The organism is Bradyrhizobium sp. CCGUVB14 (assembly GCF_024199935.1).
Classification (GTDB): Bacteria; Pseudomonadota; Alphaproteobacteria; order Rhizobiales; family Xanthobacteraceae; genus Bradyrhizobium.
Genome location: NZ_JANADS010000001.1, coordinates 2,068,113 through 2,085,553, shown reverse-complemented (window position 1 = coordinate 2,085,553; position 17,441 = coordinate 2,068,113). Strand labels below are relative to the sequence as shown.

General features: G+C 57.7%; 13 protein-coding genes and 1 pseudogene. 6 read left to right on the top strand and 8 right to left on the bottom strand.

The features are described 5' to 3' along the window. The first annotated feature begins 365 nt into the window (after positions 1-365). Positions 366-557: a hypothetical protein gene (locus tag NLM32_RS09720; RefSeq protein ID WP_254128814.1), complete on the top strand. Its 192-nt coding sequence runs from the start codon at positions 366-368 to the stop codon at positions 555-557. A 157-nt stretch (positions 558-714) separates the two neighbouring features. Here the strand turns inward: NLM32_RS09720 and NLM32_RS09715 are convergent, their stop codons facing one another. Continuing rightward, entirely contained in the window at positions 715-852 is a 138-nt protein-coding gene (locus NLM32_RS09715; RefSeq protein WP_254128813.1) for a hypothetical protein, read from the bottom strand. 106 nt (positions 853-958) lie between these two features. Between NLM32_RS09715 and speD the strand changes: the two genes are divergently transcribed. After that, on the top strand, positions 959-1,351 hold the full coding sequence (gene speD, locus NLM32_RS09710; protein WP_254128812.1) for an adenosylmethionine decarboxylase: 393 nt from the start codon (positions 959-961) through the stop codon (positions 1,349-1,351). 1,051 nt (positions 1,352-2,402) lie between these two features. Further along, positions 2,403-2,885 carry a MarR family winged helix-turn-helix transcriptional regulator gene (locus NLM32_RS09705; protein ID WP_254128811.1) on the top strand — a complete coding sequence of 161 codons (483 nt, stop codon included), beginning with the start codon at positions 2,403-2,405 and terminating at the stop codon, positions 2,883-2,885. A 405-nt stretch (positions 2,886-3,290) separates the two neighbouring features. Here NLM32_RS09705 and NLM32_RS09700 read toward each other — a convergent pair whose 3' ends face one another. The 6 genes and pseudogenes from NLM32_RS09700 to NLM32_RS09675 all read right to left on the bottom strand — a co-directional run bounded on the left by NLM32_RS09700 (position 3,291) and on the right by NLM32_RS09675 (position 13,627). Continuing rightward, positions 3,291-4,343 carry a hypothetical protein gene (locus NLM32_RS09700; RefSeq protein WP_254128810.1) on the bottom strand — a complete coding sequence of 351 codons (1,053 nt, stop codon included), beginning with the start codon at positions 4,341-4,343 and terminating at the stop codon, positions 3,291-3,293. Between the two features lie 675 nt (positions 4,344-5,018). Beyond that, a complete protein-coding gene (locus NLM32_RS09695) occupies positions 5,019-5,225 on the bottom strand; it encodes a cold-shock protein (RefSeq protein WP_254128809.1) in 207 nt (68 codons plus the stop codon). Between the two features lie 1,466 nt (positions 5,226-6,691). Continuing rightward, positions 6,692-7,888 carry an acyl-CoA dehydrogenase family protein gene (locus tag NLM32_RS09690; RefSeq protein WP_254128808.1) on the bottom strand — a complete coding sequence of 399 codons (1,197 nt, stop codon included), beginning with the start codon at positions 7,886-7,888 and terminating at the stop codon, positions 6,692-6,694. Positions 7,889-7,915: 27 nt separating this feature from the next. Next, positions 7,916-8,704: pseudogene (locus tag NLM32_RS09685) on the bottom strand (ABC transporter ATP-binding protein). A gap of 50 nt (positions 8,705-8,754) precedes the next feature. Further along, the gene (sfnG, locus tag NLM32_RS09680) at positions 8,755-9,861 is read right to left on the bottom strand and encodes a dimethylsulfone monooxygenase SfnG (protein WP_254128807.1); all 1,107 of its coding nucleotides are present in this window, start codon (positions 9,859-9,861) and stop codon (positions 8,755-8,757) included. Between the two features lie 2,062 nt (positions 9,862-11,923). Next, positions 11,924-13,627 (bottom strand): hypothetical protein, encoded by a 1,704-nt coding sequence (locus NLM32_RS09675; RefSeq protein WP_254128806.1) that lies wholly within the window; start codon positions 13,625-13,627, stop codon positions 11,924-11,926. 310 nt (positions 13,628-13,937) lie between these two features. Here NLM32_RS09675 and NLM32_RS09670 point away from each other — a divergent pair, with 310 nt between their 5' ends. From NLM32_RS09670 to NLM32_RS09660, 3 genes are all read left to right on the top strand, one after another. Then, positions 13,938-14,975, top strand: coding sequence for a cytochrome-c peroxidase (locus NLM32_RS09670; protein ID WP_254135269.1), 1,038 nt, complete (start codon positions 13,938-13,940; stop codon positions 14,973-14,975). 224 nt (positions 14,976-15,199) lie between these two features. Continuing rightward, on the top strand, positions 15,200-15,361 hold the full coding sequence (locus tag NLM32_RS09665) for a hypothetical protein (protein WP_254128805.1): 162 nt from the start codon (positions 15,200-15,202) through the stop codon (positions 15,359-15,361). Between the two features lie 238 nt (positions 15,362-15,599). Then, positions 15,600-15,743 carry a hypothetical protein gene (locus tag NLM32_RS09660; protein WP_254128804.1) on the top strand — a complete coding sequence of 48 codons (144 nt, stop codon included), beginning with the start codon at positions 15,600-15,602 and terminating at the stop codon, positions 15,741-15,743. 80 nt (positions 15,744-15,823) lie between these two features. Here the strand turns inward: NLM32_RS09660 and NLM32_RS09655 are convergent, their stop codons facing one another. Then, positions 15,824-17,398: an IS66 family transposase gene (locus tag NLM32_RS09655; protein ID WP_254128803.1), complete on the bottom strand. Its 1,575-nt coding sequence runs from the start codon at positions 17,396-17,398 to the stop codon at positions 15,824-15,826. Positions 17,399-17,441 lie beyond the last annotated feature (43 nt).

Here is a 17,441-nt window from a genome sequence, read left to right as displayed (position 1 = left end):
GCACGTGCGCGGCAGTTGCGGCCAGAAATGGTTCAGCAATCCCGAGGTTCCGTCTGTCCATGGCGGCGGCGTCGATACTCCTGTGTTCCTGTCAGGCGACCAAATCGGCTACAACGCGCAAAACAATAGTTGGGGGTTTGGCCTCAAACGCAATGCCCGCGGCGCTGTCTCAAACTGCACAAATACGTGCCTCGCCGCCTCCGGCACAGCACTGAATGCAGACTGCAAGGCTACTCTCAGCCTCTTTATCACCGGCGCCGATCGCCTCGGTTACGCTTTGGACACGCGGGGCCATACCCTGGCCCACCTCAGGGGAGGCATGGCTTGGCTAAGCAATCGAGGCAAGGTCATAAGTAGCGACGAATTTGCCCAATGTCGGCGACGGCGCGCTCGGCCTCTACAAGATGCTCGACGAGATCTTTCCCGGCATAGGGCACCAGCGATGCTGGGTGCACAAGACCGTGAACGCCAAAGTTCTGCTCTCTGTGCAGGTCACCACGAAGCAGGATTTGCGCGAGGTCTATTGGGCGCGGATCGGGCGTCCGCCGAAGCGTTGATCGACGTATTCGCCGACAAGTATTGTGCCAAGCACGCGCGAGCATTCGAATGCCTGGTCAAGGATCGCAACGCCCCGCTGGCCTTCCACCATTTTCTTCGAACAGGGATCTCTTGCGGACCACCAATTCCATCGAGAGCGTGTTTCGCCACCGGGCATTACAGGACCATGCGGACGAAGGGCTCCTTGATGCCGGCCACCGCCAGGCCGATGGTGTCCGAGCTGGTGATCGCAGCGTAAGCGACTTGGCGGCGGCTTAGGGCATAGGCGCCGAAGGTCGCAATTGTCAGATTCAATGACGGCGTTGGAAGAAATCAACTAAGTGCCGAGCGTGCCTGATCACCTCGTGACCTTGCCGCATAGCTCAGCTTCATGGGCCGATAATTCAGTGGAGACTTCTTAATGACTTTTGATGGCGAGAAGAAAACACCGCCGGCTCTGTCCTCCGGTGGGACGCATATCCTCATCGATCTATGGGGAGCGAAGAACCTTGACGATCCGGCCATTGCGGAAGACGCAATCCGAAAAGCCATCCGTGCGGCGAATGCGACATTACTTCACCTTCATGTTCATGAGTTTTGTCCGGGTCAGGGTGTCTCCGCAATAGCGCTGCTGGCTGAATCGCACATCACCCTACATACTTGGCCCGAGAAGTCCTACGCGGCCGCCGATGTTTTCGTCTGTGGCAACAGCGACCCTGCGAGCGCAGTGTCAGTTCTAGTTGAGGCCTTTCAGCCCGAACAGCCTGACGTACGCCGCTTCCGCAGAGGCGATTCAATCAAGCCTAAGCGTTGAAGCATCGATCTCTTTGGAATAGCGGCGGATGCTGCCTCGCACGCGCCACGCCAGCAGTTTTACGACCCGCTTGGGAGCCACCGCTGTTCGCAATCTTGCGGCTGATGGTTCGGATGACAAAATCCGCAGCGTCTTGAGTGCCAGGCTGGCGCGCTTGAGCTGATGGAGTGGACGGCTCCCGCACCCGCCGTCACCGTGCCGTTGTGACGGCTGTCGCCAGTTCGTCTGAGAGCAAAAGCCATGGGCACGCTTATCGCAATCGGATTAGATATCGCCAAGACGCCTCTTAAGTCCATGGTGTCGATGCGATCGGATCTGCAATCGTCCGTCAGACGGTACAACGATCGGCAATTTTCCTTTTTAAGTGAACAGAGCCCTGTGTTGTGGGAGTTGAGGCATGTGCATCGTCCACTACTGGGCCCGCTCGATCTTGGGCCACACAGTCGCACTCATGCGGGAGGGAGCGGCCTGCTCAAACAAAGGAAGGCCGGCATTATCGAGTTCATCTAGGATGTCCAAGCGAGAGAAGCCGATTTTTATCAGGTCGCGGTACCCTACCTATCGCGACCGCGATGATTGAGGGAACTATCGAGTCGCAATCGCTGCCATGTGCTTCTTCTCGAAAAATTGAAGCAAATCTATCGAGAGTTCGTCCTGAACTGTTGCTCGTAGCCAACCCGCGGAGCTTAGGCGCCTTTACACCACTTGCCGAATGGCCCCTTCGACAAAGGTCGGATCGAAACCATAGGGCGCTCGATAGGAGCAACATTATTCTATCGCAAGGCGATTTAGCGGACAAAGTCAGTTGGGTTAACAGGTATCCGGAAGAAACGAGTCGCCGCTTGGATTGCGGGCAGACCAAAAGTGACATCTGCTTGACATCGAATGTCACTGCACGCCCAGATCAATTGCGTATCTCAATTGTTTTTGATGCATTGTGTCGCGTGAGCACTTTTTTCGATCGCACAAGAAGGGTACGAACGCTTCCGCCGAAGTGAACATCCGCTGTGTACGTTTCGCGCGTCTCCTAGAACTGCCGGGAACAACAAACATGCAAGTGAAAGAACAAGTTGATAGAGCCCTTAGCGACTTCATATGGAATATCGTCGAGGTCCATTCCCAACTCGAGGAAATACACAAGAGTTGGGCTGAGCTGTTAGGCATCACTGAGCCGCAGTGGTTGATGTTGATGACCATTGATGAACTAGATGAAGGTCGGGGAGTCTCGGGAACAGCAGTTGCGAACAAGCTGCGAATCCACCCCGCCTTCGTCACCAACCAAACAAAGAAACTCGAACACATGGAGCTTCTTGCTCGCATCACCTCGCCTGATGATGCGAGATACCTGCAGATGTCGCTGACTCAAAAGGCGCAGGCTGAAATCAGGAAGCTATCAACCAAACGGCAAGCTCTCAATGCCACGATACTTGACGGGCTCGATGAGGAGTCTCTTCACTACGTCAACAAACGGCTGATCTTGATTGCTAAAAACAGCCGACTAGCATCTCAAAAGCTGAGTATCGGGATATTGTAGATCTAAGTGACAGTGCTGAGCTAGCGTCAGAGCCTGCTCGCTTGGCACCACTTGGACCGCGAGGTTTCCTTCGGGCTACTACCACGTGCAATCCTATCACGGCACGAACTGTGTTGCGAGCATGGGCTGGCGGCGCCATCGGATTGACCGAAGGCTAGAGCTACCTTAGCTGGCTAATCAGATTGCGCTTTCACCGGACGAGCGATCTGAGCCTGTTTTGGCTTTCCTAGCGGCCATGCCTGTCACGCTCTTTTCGCCATCGGGGGCGGCGCATCTCATGTGGAGGAAATCCCTCACGAGCGACTTTATGGCTTCCGCCCGGATCGGCATAAGATTACACCGAATATCGCCTAAGGCACGATCGGTGCATAGCAGGGTGGGCGACAACGTTCGCTACCGTCCAACTCAACAATGGTTAGAGGGCGAGTTCAGCACAAGCTTGTGCTCCAGCCATCCGAAGATCCGATCGTCGGAGGTCACGAAATTTTCGACCTCCCCTCCGTCAGTCGCGATCATCTGCGGTATAGCCAACTGCAGATCAATGGGTGCGGCCGCGCCATCACGCAGCAGTTTCATCGCTTCCGATGCGCTGACGATGCCGCGCCCTCCTGCTACCACGAGAATTGGGCATCTCAACCGACGGAGCGACCGCAACCGACGGGCTGAGACCACCTCCTCGTCAGGCACATCTGTAGTTCCGGTAATCCAGTCGACAGACGCCAGCATCCGAGCCAAATTCCAAAGGCCGCCGTCGCAGACCGCTGCGGCAATACGGCCGTCAGATGCAGCGAAATCGGTTGCCATGGCAGCGGACGACCCGTCGCCATATATGCCAATACGCGCAGCATCAATATCTGACCGGCTTGCTAAATAGTCCACACAGCAAGATAGGAACATGTCCGATTGGCCGCGTCGGGCATTTGAGACGTCGCTGTTAGCCACCACTAGTACGGACATGCCTCGGTCCATCACGACCGGTAAGAGCCTTCCGATCAGTGTCGTTGCTGGCTCCTCTTCCGTACTGATGCAAATAATTGCTGGGGCGGCTGAACTGTGACCGTTCGCGGGCCAGTAGTGAGCGACGATCTCAACTTGATCGCAGCAATCGATTAGTACTCGCTCGATCTTCTGTTGCCGCGCTCCGACTTTTTGAATGACGGTGTTGATCTTGGCCGGAACGCCTGCGCCTTCTGGATCGTGTTCACAGGCCAGTCGCCTGGCGACTTCAAAGGCGGTCAGCGCGCATAGCCAATCTTCTGCCGCCTCATCAAAGTATCCCTTCTCTATATTCGTATCACCGAGAAGGCGATGGGCATCTCCGATGTTAGTCCATCTAATAGCCCATTCACTTCGACTTATGCTTGTACAGGCGGCTTCGAGATTATTGAGGAACGCCGCAGCGCCCCATCGCGTGGATGAAAGATCGCCCCTCACTTGGGGCCACGCAGCGCCGTCCATCCCATCTGCCCCTTAGTGCGGATCTGAAGAGATAGCCGGTTCTACAGCGCCAGCTTAGCTCCACGTGTCACGGAGATAGTAGCTGACACCGCAGGAGAAACTTCGCGGTATTGAGCCATGGTACGCTGCAATTCTGCCTTTGGTCGCGGGGCCGCGCAGTTTTTCATCTGACTGAGCATCAGGCCTTCCGCTGCACTCAGTAACTACGAGCGAACCGCGCAGCGTTTGGAATAAGCGCCTAAAAACCGTCAGGGGTGCCGAACCCTAGCAATGCCTCTATCCCGTGAACCTGGGCGCCGATTGAGACGGCCGGCGCCACGATGAAAGCGGACCTGGTTCGCGAGCTGGCTGAACGAGCGCCGCGCTTCAAATCCATTCTGGGTAATGTGTTCGGAAGTTCCAAGCGGGGCTGCCCTTCGAAGTCGCCTTGCCCTTGTTCGCGGCGGCGGACATCCAAGTCAAAAGGCAGCGTCCGGAAAGGCTTCAGCATTGGCGCCCGCTGACGCAACTCACACAGCTGATCCCCTGATCAGGGCCGGGAATCACAGCCCTAGATAAGGAAACGGCCTCAGCGGCTCCGGGGGATATGCTGAGGCCGTACCTACGCCTCGCGGACAAGCCGGAGGCGGAGCCAGAACAAGAACGGTTGGCTGATTTTCGCTTGCGCGAGGAAGACTATCCAAGACGGAGATCTTCGGCGGACACCTTGCCAGAACGTCCGGTCGTTATCTCATAGCTAATCTTTGCACCCTCTGCCAGCTCGCTATAGCCGGCCCTTTCAACGGCACGAATGTGTACGAAGACATCAGGGCCGCCGTCATCCGGCTTGATAAAGCCGTAGCCCTTAGTTGCGCTGAACCATTTCACAGTACCGATCGCCACCACATTAACTCCAAGTTGAACGCGCGCGATTTAGCCAGAGTTCCCACTGAGCATCAAGACCATCCGCAGTGTGAGACGTCCGTGTTGCTGACCGCGCGATCGTAACGAAACCGCGACCGCGTACCATAGCCGCGCCTGCGACTCCAAGCGTTTTCATACATGGTGTTCACTCCGGCTCACTGGAGTGAAACAACGCAAAATTATGCTCAAGCGCATCAAAGCTAGCTTGGCCATCTGACTGCCATTGGCTGCTCGAATCTCGACTCAATAGAGAAGGACCATCGAGCGACAGCGCTATCATGTCCGCTGCCAGACGACCTGGTGTCTCAGAAAGCATGTCGCGCACGATCGAGGTCGTCGAGCGGTGGCCTGCCACTGGCACAGGCCTCCACGAGCCTTGAGGTGGACGTGAGGGCGCACGTCGATTTCGTGCTCGGCATGGTCTTGCAAATATTATCGAGGACCCGCGCGCACTCCGCGACCGCATGTGGGGGGCTGATTGCCTGATATTTGAAGGCAATTCCACGGGCGCACAGCGTTGAGAAAGATTCCGTGTCACTTTTGATGACGTCAATTCAGCGGGTCACGGCCTCGGCGCATCGCATCTGTCTCGGACTTGCTGGTCCGCCGCACCGACCTATGCTCCGATTACGTCAATTCATTCCATACGCATCAAACTGGACTGCAGCCAAGCCCTTGCGATAGGTCGCGCTTGCTGCGCCGAAACAATGTCTCGGCATAGGTGCCCATACGGAGGCGGTAGAAATGGCTGGCCATGCTCCGCTGCTATGCCGCGGGCCGACTTGATCTCGATACCTGCGTCGCTGCAATCGGCAACCCGAGATCACCGTACCTCACCTGCAAAGTATTGGTTTATTGATGTTGATTGATGCAATGAATGGCGCATTGGCGCATAAATTCGGCCAGCCAGGCTCTTTTTCGATGGATTCCGCTAATCGATGATCGGCTTCCGCTTGTGGCGAAACCGACCGCCTTGTCATCGCGCACGAAAAATTACCGACGGAGGTGCCGCCGAGCCAAGAAAGCCGAACTATGATTCTCGCACGCTGACTGCTGCACTGTCTTCGCCGCTTCAGAGGCCGGCGCGCTGAGCGTCCAAGCCGCTCGCGAGATTCGAGCGGTTTCTCAGGCCTCGTGATAGGCAGAAGAAGTCTCGTTGTATTTTGCTAGGATGGGAACCTATAAACGCACCGGGCTGACGGCTTGCCGTTGTGCCTCGGATAGCCGACACGTGATGCCGCTTCCCGGAGGTCGGCCTTTCGCATGTTGCTTCACTTCCGTCGATAGAAGAGCACTTTGCCCGCCGGCAACAGTCGCAGCGGGATACCGAAGTCGGCAACGTTGGCGGTCCGCACCGAGAAGCCCAATTTTTGTGCCTGCAAAAGCAGCACGCAGTCCGGCAAAGCGCGGTTCCAATCTTCCGCGGTTGCCCTACGAAGTTCGAATTATTCTCCGCCTTCGTAGAACAGCTCTAGCGGCAGCCCGACCAGCGATTTGCCGATCCAGTCCCGAGCGATGATGTTGGAAGGCCCCATTGCAATGGCAGCACGCGCGTCGCGGAAGGAACGCTCGATCGGCCCGCGGTGATAGCCGTAACCTCCCGCCACCGTTAGTGCAGCGGCAGCGACCTTGTTCGCGACTTCGGCGGCGTGCACCTTGAATTCGGTCAGTGGGATCAGGATTTCACTTTGCGGCTTGCCGGCGCGCCAGAGTTCGTCCAGCCTTGCTGCCAGTTCAAGGCGCCACGGTCGCAACGATTCGACGAGCACCTTGGCCGCGCCGAGCTCCTGTCGGATTGCCTGATAGTCCGCAAGTCTTTTGTTCCGATCCTTGTGTACGAAACTTGCGGTGTGCTTGACGGCTGCATTGAACACGCCCCTCGCCAGGCCTTCCCAGACGGCGCCAAGCCCGATCAGATAGACTGGCGAGACACCGTTGTAGATGATTTCCTTTCCTTGTCCTTCTGCGCCGAGCCGGTCCCGTTGCGGTACCCGCACGCTGGTGTACTGGATTGGCCCTGAGTGATTGGCACGCACGCCGAGTGCGTTCCAAGGTTTCGATTCGATCCCGGGAGACTTGCCGTCCACGATGAGGAAGACAATGTCGGCCTGATCCTTGGCGCCGGGCGTGCGTGTCTGCACGACATAGAAGTCAGCCTGACCGGAGCTCGTTGTGAATGATTTCTTGGCATCGAGCAGATAGTCGTCACCGTCGCGCGATGCCTCGGACAGATTGTACCACCAGTGTCCCCCGGTCGCGCGTTCGCTGGTCGAATATGTACCCAGCAAAGCACCGTCCTTCGCCTTGAGCCAGCGCTCCTTCTGGTCATCGCTGCCATATAGATTGATGGTCTGAGCCGCGCCGACATGCATGACGTAGATGAGGCCGGTCGATGCATCAACCTGACCAATCCGATTGGCAGCTTCGGCAAAATCGATATGGCCTAGGCCAAGGCCGCCAAACCGGGAGTCGTTCAGGACGCCGGACCAGCCCGCTTGCGCCAACGCCTCGAGATTCTCTCTGGGAAAGCGGCCTTCGAGATCGTTGCGATCGGCATTGACCCTTACGGTCGCATCGATGGCAGCATCCAGCCGGGAATAAGGGTGTTGACTGAAATTGTCTGCCAGCTTGGCTGAAGCCATTCTCTGTCTCTCCAATATCTTGCGAACTCAAACAACCGCGTGCGTCAGCACGTTCTTTCTGGATTCAGTTTGCGGTAAACGGCCGAGGTTAAGCGCCTTAATATCGTCGCGGTTGCGCAAGGCGACTGATGCACCGGGCAGGACGCTATGGCCGTACTCGCGGACGACCGCGTGGTCGGAAAAGCGTAGCGCTACCGTCGAATTTTGTTCAGCTACCAGGATCGAGAGGCCCTGCTCTCTGTTGAGCTGCTTAGTGCTCGGAAAATGCCCTCAACGACAAGCCGAGCAAGTCTCATCGACGGTTCATCGAGCACCAACGGCCGAGGGCGCGACATCAGAGCGCAGCCAATCGCAGCCATCTGCTGCTCCCTGCTCGAAATCAGCCCGGACATGGACCTGCGAACATCCTTCACTCGGGAGGCAAAGGTCGCAGATCTCCTTCAGGCCAGCGCGGATCACGCGGGACTGAGCAGCCCCGCCAATGGCACCCTCATGAGACTCTCCTCCACCGTCAGTGAGGGGAAGCAGTGCCGGCCTTCAGGCACGCTAACGATTCCGGATCGGACCAATCTTGCGGGCGACGCAAACAGGATGTCGCGATGGTCAAAAATGATCCACCCGGCGGTCACCTGGCCGCCCCGCGCCGGCAGGAGGCCTGAGATCCACTGAAGCGGCGTGGACTTGCCCGCACCGTGGGCACCGGACACGGCGACAATCTCGTCCCGCCGGACCGCGAATGACACTGCGTCCACGGCCAGGATGGCATGACCAAAGGTCGCGGCCAACTTCTCAACCGACAAGCAAAATGTCACTCATACCTGAATCCGCGCATCCCGGTAGAGACCTGCGATCCATAACGGACTCGATTATTCGGCAGCTTGCGCCCGCACGGGCGCGCTCGCCTCGAACTCCCGAACGAGTGGGATCACATGCTTGCCGAAATATTCGACCTCTTCCTGGAAATGGAGGAAGCCGAGCAGGATCAGATCGGCACCAGCGCGCTTGAGCTCGATAATGCGTTCGGCGACCTGTTGCGGGGTTCCGATCAGGTTCGAACGGAAGCCATCATTGTATTGAACGAGGTCCTGGAAGGTGGACTTGGCCCAGTTGCCCTCGCGCTCGGGGCTGGCATTGCCGGCATTCTGGACCTCGTGGTGGAATCCGCGAACCGCATCGGGGATCGCCTTATCAACGATCTCCTGCAAGACCTCTTTAGCTTCGTCTTCTGTTTGCCGGACGATACCGAAGGCATTGATTCCAATCTTGGTGCGCCAGCCCTTGCCGAAAGCCTGTTCCTTGATCCTAATGTCCTCAACCTGGGCCTTCAGGCCGTCCGGCGTATTGCCGTTGGTGAAATACCAGTCGGACACACGGGCAGCCATGTCGCGGGCTGCCCGCGAGGAGCCGCCCTGAAAGATCTCTGGCAGCGGATCGAGCGGCTTTGGCTTGAGCGAATAATCGTTGAACCGATAGAAGTCGCCCTTCAGGGTGAAGTTCTCCTCGGTCCAGATCCCGCGCAGCGCGTTGATGAATTCCTCCGAACGGCGATAGCGCTCGTCATGGTCCAGCCAGGGCTCGCCGATCGCATGGAATTCGCCCCGGAACCAGCCCGAGACGATGTTGACCGCGACACGCGCATGAGTCAGCTGGCTAATTGTCGCAATCTGCTTTGCGGCCAGCGCCGGGTTCCAAGGCCCGGGAAGGAGAGCGGCGATAACCTTGAGCTTCTCGGTCGCGGCAAGAAGCGCGTGGGAGAAGCTGACGGACTCGTGTTGTTTGTCAGCGCCATAACCTGCAGTGAATCGGATCTGGCTCAAAGCATAGTCGAAGCCAGACTTCTCGGCGATCTGAGCAAGTTTGCGATTGTAATCGATCTCCCAGCTGGTGCGCTGCTCGATCGAAGAAATCACAAGGCCGCCGGATACGTTCGGCACCCAATAAGCGAATTTGATCGGATTGTTGCTCACAGTCATCTTGTTTGTTCCTCAAGAATTAGGCTTGCGTGGAGAAGAGCGACGATCTCAGGCAGGCGAGATCATGCTGTCGCGCCCGTCGAGACGGGCGCGGCTCACGTGCTGTTCGTCGTCGTCGTTTAGGCTATTGATTCGGAAGCGTTACAATCGTCTCGGACACTATCCGAGCGCGCGCATTTCAGCCGCGCCAACACAAGTTCACACAAACGCATCGGCAAGCCGTTGGCTTGGTCAAATCACTCACCCCGTCCACGTTATTGTTGCGCATCATGCGCGTCCCTTGCTGGCATCATCGCGTCATGATTATCGTCTCAGAGAACACTCGACGGCGCGAGTCGAAGACGAACTATTTTTCCTACGCTGGAGATAATCCGATTTTGTAGTTTTTCATCAGACGCGACGTTTATTGCACGATTGAAAACTCTCACCGGCTGAACACCTACGACCTTGTCGTAAAGCTCCCGATCATCAGCCAACGTCTTTCTTGTTAGTCGAAAAGAGCTTCAATCTTCTGACAGTCAGGAGAGGAGCACTCTTGCTTATCGTCCCATAAGCTTTTCTAAAATCCTCGCCGTGCTCTCTCGGGGCACAACGCACGCACTCGCTAGGATCACTTGTCCCCACAATTTCGTCTGCATGCTGGAGCGGCCTTTTGACTGGCTGCCGAATTCCGCACTCTGCTCACAAATCGAGATCAGCTGCCGCAAGCAAGATAGACATCTGGAGCACGCGACGAGGGTTGATATGCTTCGTACCGCCGAGGCTGGACGCTAACGTCGCGCCTTGAGATGTTCATCGCTCACGGAGCGGCTTTTCGTTAGTGACCATCCATAGGAAACAATCATGGAGGATAGCGGACGAACTATGTCCGCCGTCACCGGCGAGCGGATCGTGCTACTTTGAATCGCGGCGGCGTCTGTGCTCGTCTGCGCGCCCGCCGATACCACGCTCTCATCCGCGAGTGAGGCAAGCGCCTCAAGCTTGATCAGTCAACGCTGGCCAGACGCATCAGCGCTGATCCAAGCCGGGCACGGTCACCCGCATGCAGAGCTCCGACCGGATCTCCACGCCTCGACGCCTCGCGAAGGATTGCGGTTGCTGTGAAATGGGACACATTCGCCAAAGGGGAAAGGATCTGAGCTACGCGGACGTTACACCCGCCGTGAGCGATGCCGTCAACGAGGGCCGATTGGACGTCGGGATTCGACCCAACTACCGCAACCTGGAGCGCAAAAGTATTCTGGCCCAAAGGAAGCCAGCCAAGTGGCTTACAATGCTTTTTTGAATGCCACGCTATCTGCGCGTGTTAGTGGAGACCCGTGCGGAGACCACTCCGCGACACGGGGACGCTCTAGGGAATTCAGTCTGCCCGATCGCGGCCGGCCCGCGCATGCTACGCACTTGCGTGGCGCGCTTGACGCGTCACGTGCGCAACGGGGACAGTTCCCCGTTCTAATGGGGAACGAATTTTACGAATCTAACGGGCCACTCCCTTGAAATTTTCATTTCACACGCATTCGTCCTCACGCCAGGTAAGCTTACGGCAAGCTCCGCGTCATGCAACGATACTGATTGCTAAAACAACGAATGTCTTGCTCTCAAAGTGCGATCGGCGGGTGTCCAAAAACCGACATTGGCGATGGAGACCTGACGAAACGGGAGGATCGCTATCCCCTCCCAGATATGAGACTTGAAGCGCGCATTGCGCGCGCGTTGGGAGTTTGGAGGTGCGCTTTTTCGCGCTCGCAACTGCTGTGGTCGTTCATCTACAAGGAACCATTCATAACGCTTCGGCTGTTGCTTTGCTCAGCAACTCCTGCTGCGGGAGTGTGTAATCCTCCAGGACCTGCTCGTCTCCCAGCCGCTCGGGGGAGCAAGCGATCATCCGCCGCGGCCGTGGGACGAGGCTTTCGGATTCGACAGGGCCTTGAGGTCCTAGAACCGTGCCGGCGCCTGCCTGATTAACGCCGCGAGCCGGCGAATACGGAACCGTCAGGCCTTGCCGAAAATTGGTCGTCCTCCCAACTGCCGGTTGGCAACTGGGTCGCTCGTTCCGGCCCCGTCAAATTTTCTGCGGATCGACGGCTTGCACCTGCGATGAGACGGTCGGCTCTGACTCTCGCACCGTAAGCTCTGGCAAATTGGATGGTGAAGGCATCCCTTGCCAAAAATCCGGCGATCCCCAACTGTCGGTTGGCAACTGGATAGCTTGTTCCGGTCCAGGCCAAAGTTCTTCCGGATCGACGGCTTGCACCTGCGATGGGACGGTCGGCTCTGGCTCACGCACGGTGAGCCCAGGTATGTTGGATGGCGAGGGCATGCCTTGCCAAAAATCCATCGGTCCCCAACTGTCGGTTGGCAACTGGATAGCTTGTTCTGGTCCACGCCAGAGTTCGTCCGGATCGTCGGCTTGCACTTGCGATGGGACGGTCGGCTCTGGCTCGCGCACGGTGGGCCCTAGCAAATTGGATGGCGAGGGCATGCCTTGCCAAAAATCCGCCGATCCCCAACTTTCAGTTGGCAATTGGATAGCTTGTTCCGACCCCTGCCAAATCTCCTCCGGATCGTCAGGCTGCGCGAGCGAATGGGGAACCTGTCCACCCGTCGGCCGAGAGTCCCCCGGCCACGAAACGGCTTGCTCGAGGCTGTTTCGGTAATCTCCGGTCATGGTCAACTCGGCGGTGAGTGTCGTCTGCGGGAGCGTCACATCACCGAGAACAGGCCCACCTTTCCGAGAGGCCCGAGGACCTTGGGAACCGGCATCAGCTAAAGGTTCGCAGTTACGATACGCACGAAAGGCTTCCAACGCTGTCTTCATCGTCCAGCTATTCGGGAATGACTTATTAGCGTGAGCGAGTAGGGAATTGTCATCGATCGTAGTAATCGTTTGATGAGGTCCGAGAAGATTCGCGAGCTTGCGCAAAGCCCTAACATACACTACGACCGTGTTCGGTTTCCAGCTCCGCTGCGCAGCAGCTGCCCGCATCGCGCCGTCGATGAGGTCCGCGTCTTCCACCGAGACTTGAATACGCGGACAATTGTCAACTGATGCATTGGCGTCGCGATACCTCCGAAGGGCATTCAACGCAGTCCTCATGTCCGCGTCACGCGGAAAAAACTTCTTGGCGTAGGTGATTAGGAAATTGTCGTCGGCTCCAGCGATCGTTTGGCCTTGCTCCTCGAGACGCTTTCCCAATTTACGAAGAGCCGCAGCGTAACGCTGGTACGTTTCTGCTGTCAGCTTGCCGTGCGCAATCTCAGCCTGGCCCACCTCGTCGATGAGCCTCGTGTCTTCCACGGAAAGTTCGGTACGTCGACGCTTCCCTGATGGAGCACTGGGATCGCGATGCGCCTGGAGGGCGTTTAGGGCACAAACCATTTCCGCGTCGCGTGGAAAAGCCCTTTCGGCGTGAGCGACCAACGAACTGTGATCAATCCCATCAATCGTTTGGCCCTGTCCCCCGAGATGATTGCCCAATCTACGAAGGGCGCGCGCATAATTGGCAGCGGTTCTCGGTCGCAGACCCTGGCGTGCAAAATCTGGTGCCGCGTCCTGGATGAGGCGATGATCTTTGTCCGATAGACAAGGAAAGTATCGATCTTGAGGGGTCACCTCTCTAGAAACAAGAGAGTCGGCTCGGCGCGCCTCGTGCAAGTGCTGCTCAAAGTTCTCTGATCTGGACCGCCCCTCTTCCTGTTGTTGCAACATGGCATCGTCGGCCTGCCAATGACCTGGATCGAATCGATTGGAATCGTTTAGGTCCACACCAACCTTCCGTGTCCGAAGTTAAATCAGATCGGCTTGCCTACCCCGCTTGGCTGTCGAGAAGCTGACGAGCCCCGCTCCTCCAACGCAAAGCTGACGAGCCCCGCTCCTCCAACGCAAAAAGGCACAACTTTAGTGCAGGCTATTCCACCAACGTGTCGCGAAGCCGACATCGAGTAGAAGCGCACTGCATCCATTCACGCGCGAGGCCCGGCTCAATTTCTGCATAATTGGGAGCGATCAAGGAGCAGTAGCCCTTCCGAAGAACTGTTGTTCGGTTGCGGCCCGAAAGAATCGGAAGTGTCACGTGATGCGCAAGATGTCTATTGCTATCGTTCTAGTGCTGGTTTCATCCCATGCTATTGCGAACGACGATTTGATGACGGCGGCCAGACAAGTTTTCAAACCGATCCCCTCTGCTATCCCCGCAGTTAAGGACAATCCTGTCACTGTCGAGAAGGCCGAACTCGGCAAGATGCTATTTTTCGACCCTCGCCTCTCGGCGAGCGGGATCATCAGCTGCAACACGTGCCATAATCTTGGTACTGGCGGGGTCGACGCCGGCCCGACCTCGGTTGGTCACGGCTGGCAAAAGGGAGCCCGTCGGGCGCCAACCGTCTACAATTCGGTATTCAATGCCGCGCAATTCTGGGACGGACGCGCGCCGGATCTCAAGGCACAAGCCAAGGGACCTGTTCAGGCGAGCGCCGAAATGAATGCGACCCCGGATCGCGTGACAAGCACGTTGAACTCGATGGAGGGTTATGTCGGTAAGTTTAAGCAAGCCTTCCCGAATGATACACCGCCGGTCACCTTCGACAATTTCGCGAAAGCGATCGAGGCCTTTGAAGCTACGCTAACGACACCGGCGGCTCCATTCGACCAGTACCTGAATGGAGATGTCAGCGCTCTGGATGATCAGCAAAAGGCGGGATTGAAGCTGTTCATGGACAAAGGATGCGCCTCCTGTCATTACGGACTGAATATCGGCGGCCAGGATTATTTCCCGTTTGGTGTAGTCGAAAAGCCCGATATCAAACTGCTTCCTACCGCCGATAAGGGACGGTTCGCAGTCACCAATTCTTCCAGCGACGAATACGTGTTCCGTGTCGCCCCATTGCGCAACGTCGCCCTGCGAGCTCCCTACTTCCATTCGGGGCAAGTTTGGACTCTCAAGGAAGCCGTAGGAATCATGAGCGAAGTACAGCTCGGCGCCAAACTCAGCGAGAAGGAGAATAACGATATTGTCGCGTTTCTTAATTCACTGAGTGGGCGTCTACCCAAGATCGATTATCCGATATTGCCAACGCGCACAAAGGAGACGCCGCCACCTTCTTTGAGCAAATAGCGTCGTTCTTCTAAGCGCACTATGCGTCAGGTCGACCCTCTCTACGGTTTACTTGCGGCGCTGCTGCTGCCTTTTCGCAACGGCGAGCCCCCGAACGCCGCATGGCCTATCGAGTGGTCTCTAAGCATTGCGACGGGTTCCTACCGCGGCGAGCGGACGCACTGGATCAAAGGTGAAAAAGAGGAAGCATCGCGCGGTGAATCGCGAGCTGTATCGGCGATCCGATGACGACGGTCATTGAAAATCTGCTTGCCCGAAAGCAGAATCTCATTGAGGCACTTGATTCTACCCAAGACGATGAGCAGCGCGAGAAGATCGAGCGTCAGCTTGAGCAGATAAGGACAGCGCTTGATCTTCTCGATCCGCCTCAGCAAGCGAACGAGTGAGTGAGTGAGTGAGTGAGTGAGTGAGTGAGAACGCGAGACGAAAATCCCACCACGATCTTGAATGCGGTACCGCTGGCTTCTTAACAACGTTGGCCGTGGATCGTGTCCGCGTGCCTCAGCGCGTCGTGATCAATTTCTCTGTTGCGCCGCGCCACCTCGGAAATGCTCGTCTCCGGATCGATGCTCAGTTTCGTGCCTACAACTGGAGAGGGTTGATACAGCGACCGAGAAAATTGACATGGAAGCGCGTCTCGCCGCCGCGATCGCCGATCCTGACTTTGAGAGACTCGAACTGGCCATGCGCGAGCCCAGCATCTTCCGGGCGCTGGCAATCGAGCGGCATGAAATCCGGCATTCGAATTTTCGTAAGCGCGCTTTTTGACGCACGGTGCAGCATCATCTCCTCGTCTGCGCAGGGCGGGGATTTTGATTGGTGGAGTGTCCCTGTTGGCTTTAAGGCGATCAGCCAGGGTTGACGGTCTCTGCGTGCTTGGCAAAGTTGAATGGCAACAGGTCTTCGATGTCGGCGTCGGGCGGACGCTGCGGCAGTTCAGCGAGCACGTGACATAGCCAGGCGTAGGGCTCAACGTCACAGGCCCGGCATGTCAGCACCAGGCTGTAGATCACCGCGCTGGCCTTTGCGCCGGCGACGGTGTCGCTGAACAACCAGTTTTTTCTTCCGGTCACAAAGGGTCTGATGTCGCGTTCGAGAACATTGTTGTCGATCGGCGCAAGGCCATCATTGGCGTAGCGGGCCAGATAATCCCATTGGTTGCGGGCATAGGCGATGGCCTTGCCGGTCAGGCTTTCGGGCAGCACGTTCGGCGCCTGATCGTCGAGCCAATTTTTGAACGCAGCCAGGACCGGGACGCTGTGCTGCTGGCGCAGCCGCAAGGCGTATTCGGCGCGCGTTTTGCCGTCGGGCGGCGTCTGGCGCGCCAGCCTCTCGACCTCATACAATGCCTCGAAGAACCTGAGTGCCTGCAACGAGAGGCCGCCGGGCTTCTTCATCGCCTTGAGCGCGTCGGTAAATTTCCTGCGCGCGTGCGCCATGCAGCCAAGATGAGTGACACCGGAGAGCGTGCGCCAGGCGTCATAGCCGTCGCTCATCAACAGGCCGCCCCAACTGGCCAGGAAGGCCTGTGGATGCTCCTGGCCGCGACCGGGCTGGTAATCGAACAACACGACTGGCTGGGCGCTGTCCTGGCCACTGCGGTAGACCCACATGTACGATTTGGTCTGCGCATCCCGCCCGTCCTCCTTGAGGACCTTGACCCACGTCTCGTCGCCATGGATCAGAGGCTGCGACCGGAGCGTTTGCTTCAGCGCATCATACACGCGTTGCAGGTGCAATTCGCTCGACCGGATCACCCAATTGGCCAGGGCGCCGCGGCCGACGCTGACGTTGGCGCGTGCCAGCGCGTCCGCCAGACGATACAGCGGCGTGCCGTCGACGTATTTGTTGGCCAGCACGAGCGCCAGCGTCGAAGCCGTGGCGACGCTGCCCGGCAATGGCTGCGCCGGCATCGGTGCGATCACGATCGGGGTGTTCAGCGCAGTGCGCTCGCAGTGACGGCACGCGTACTTGAACCGCACGTGCTGCAGCACTGTCGCCTTCACCTCGATATGCAGTTGTTCGGTGACGTTCTCGCCCATCCGGTGCATCCGATTCCGGCAGCACGGGCAGGCCTTCCGGTCCTCGGGCAGATCATGTTCGATACGCTGGCGCGGCAGATCCGCCGGCAGAGGCTTGCGGCCGCGCTTCTTCGGCGCGGGCGTCTCACCCTCCGGCCGCCCCGTATCCGGCACGACCGCCGGTTCGAGATCGTCCTGTTCCGCGCCTTCTTCGGCGGAAGCCTGTTCGGCTTCGTTGAAGATGCGATCCTTGAGCTTCTCGCTGCGTGGCGCGTAGCGATGCAGCCGCTCCAGCCGCAACTGCTCCTCAAGGTGCGTCACGCGCTGCGCGAGCTTCTCGTTCTCGGCCTTCAGCGCCGCGATCAAGGCTTCCAGCTCGTGCGTCGTGGGCTTGCGACTCATCGTAGTCTTGAATCGAAGTCATGCCGCCGCGTCAACCGGGCTC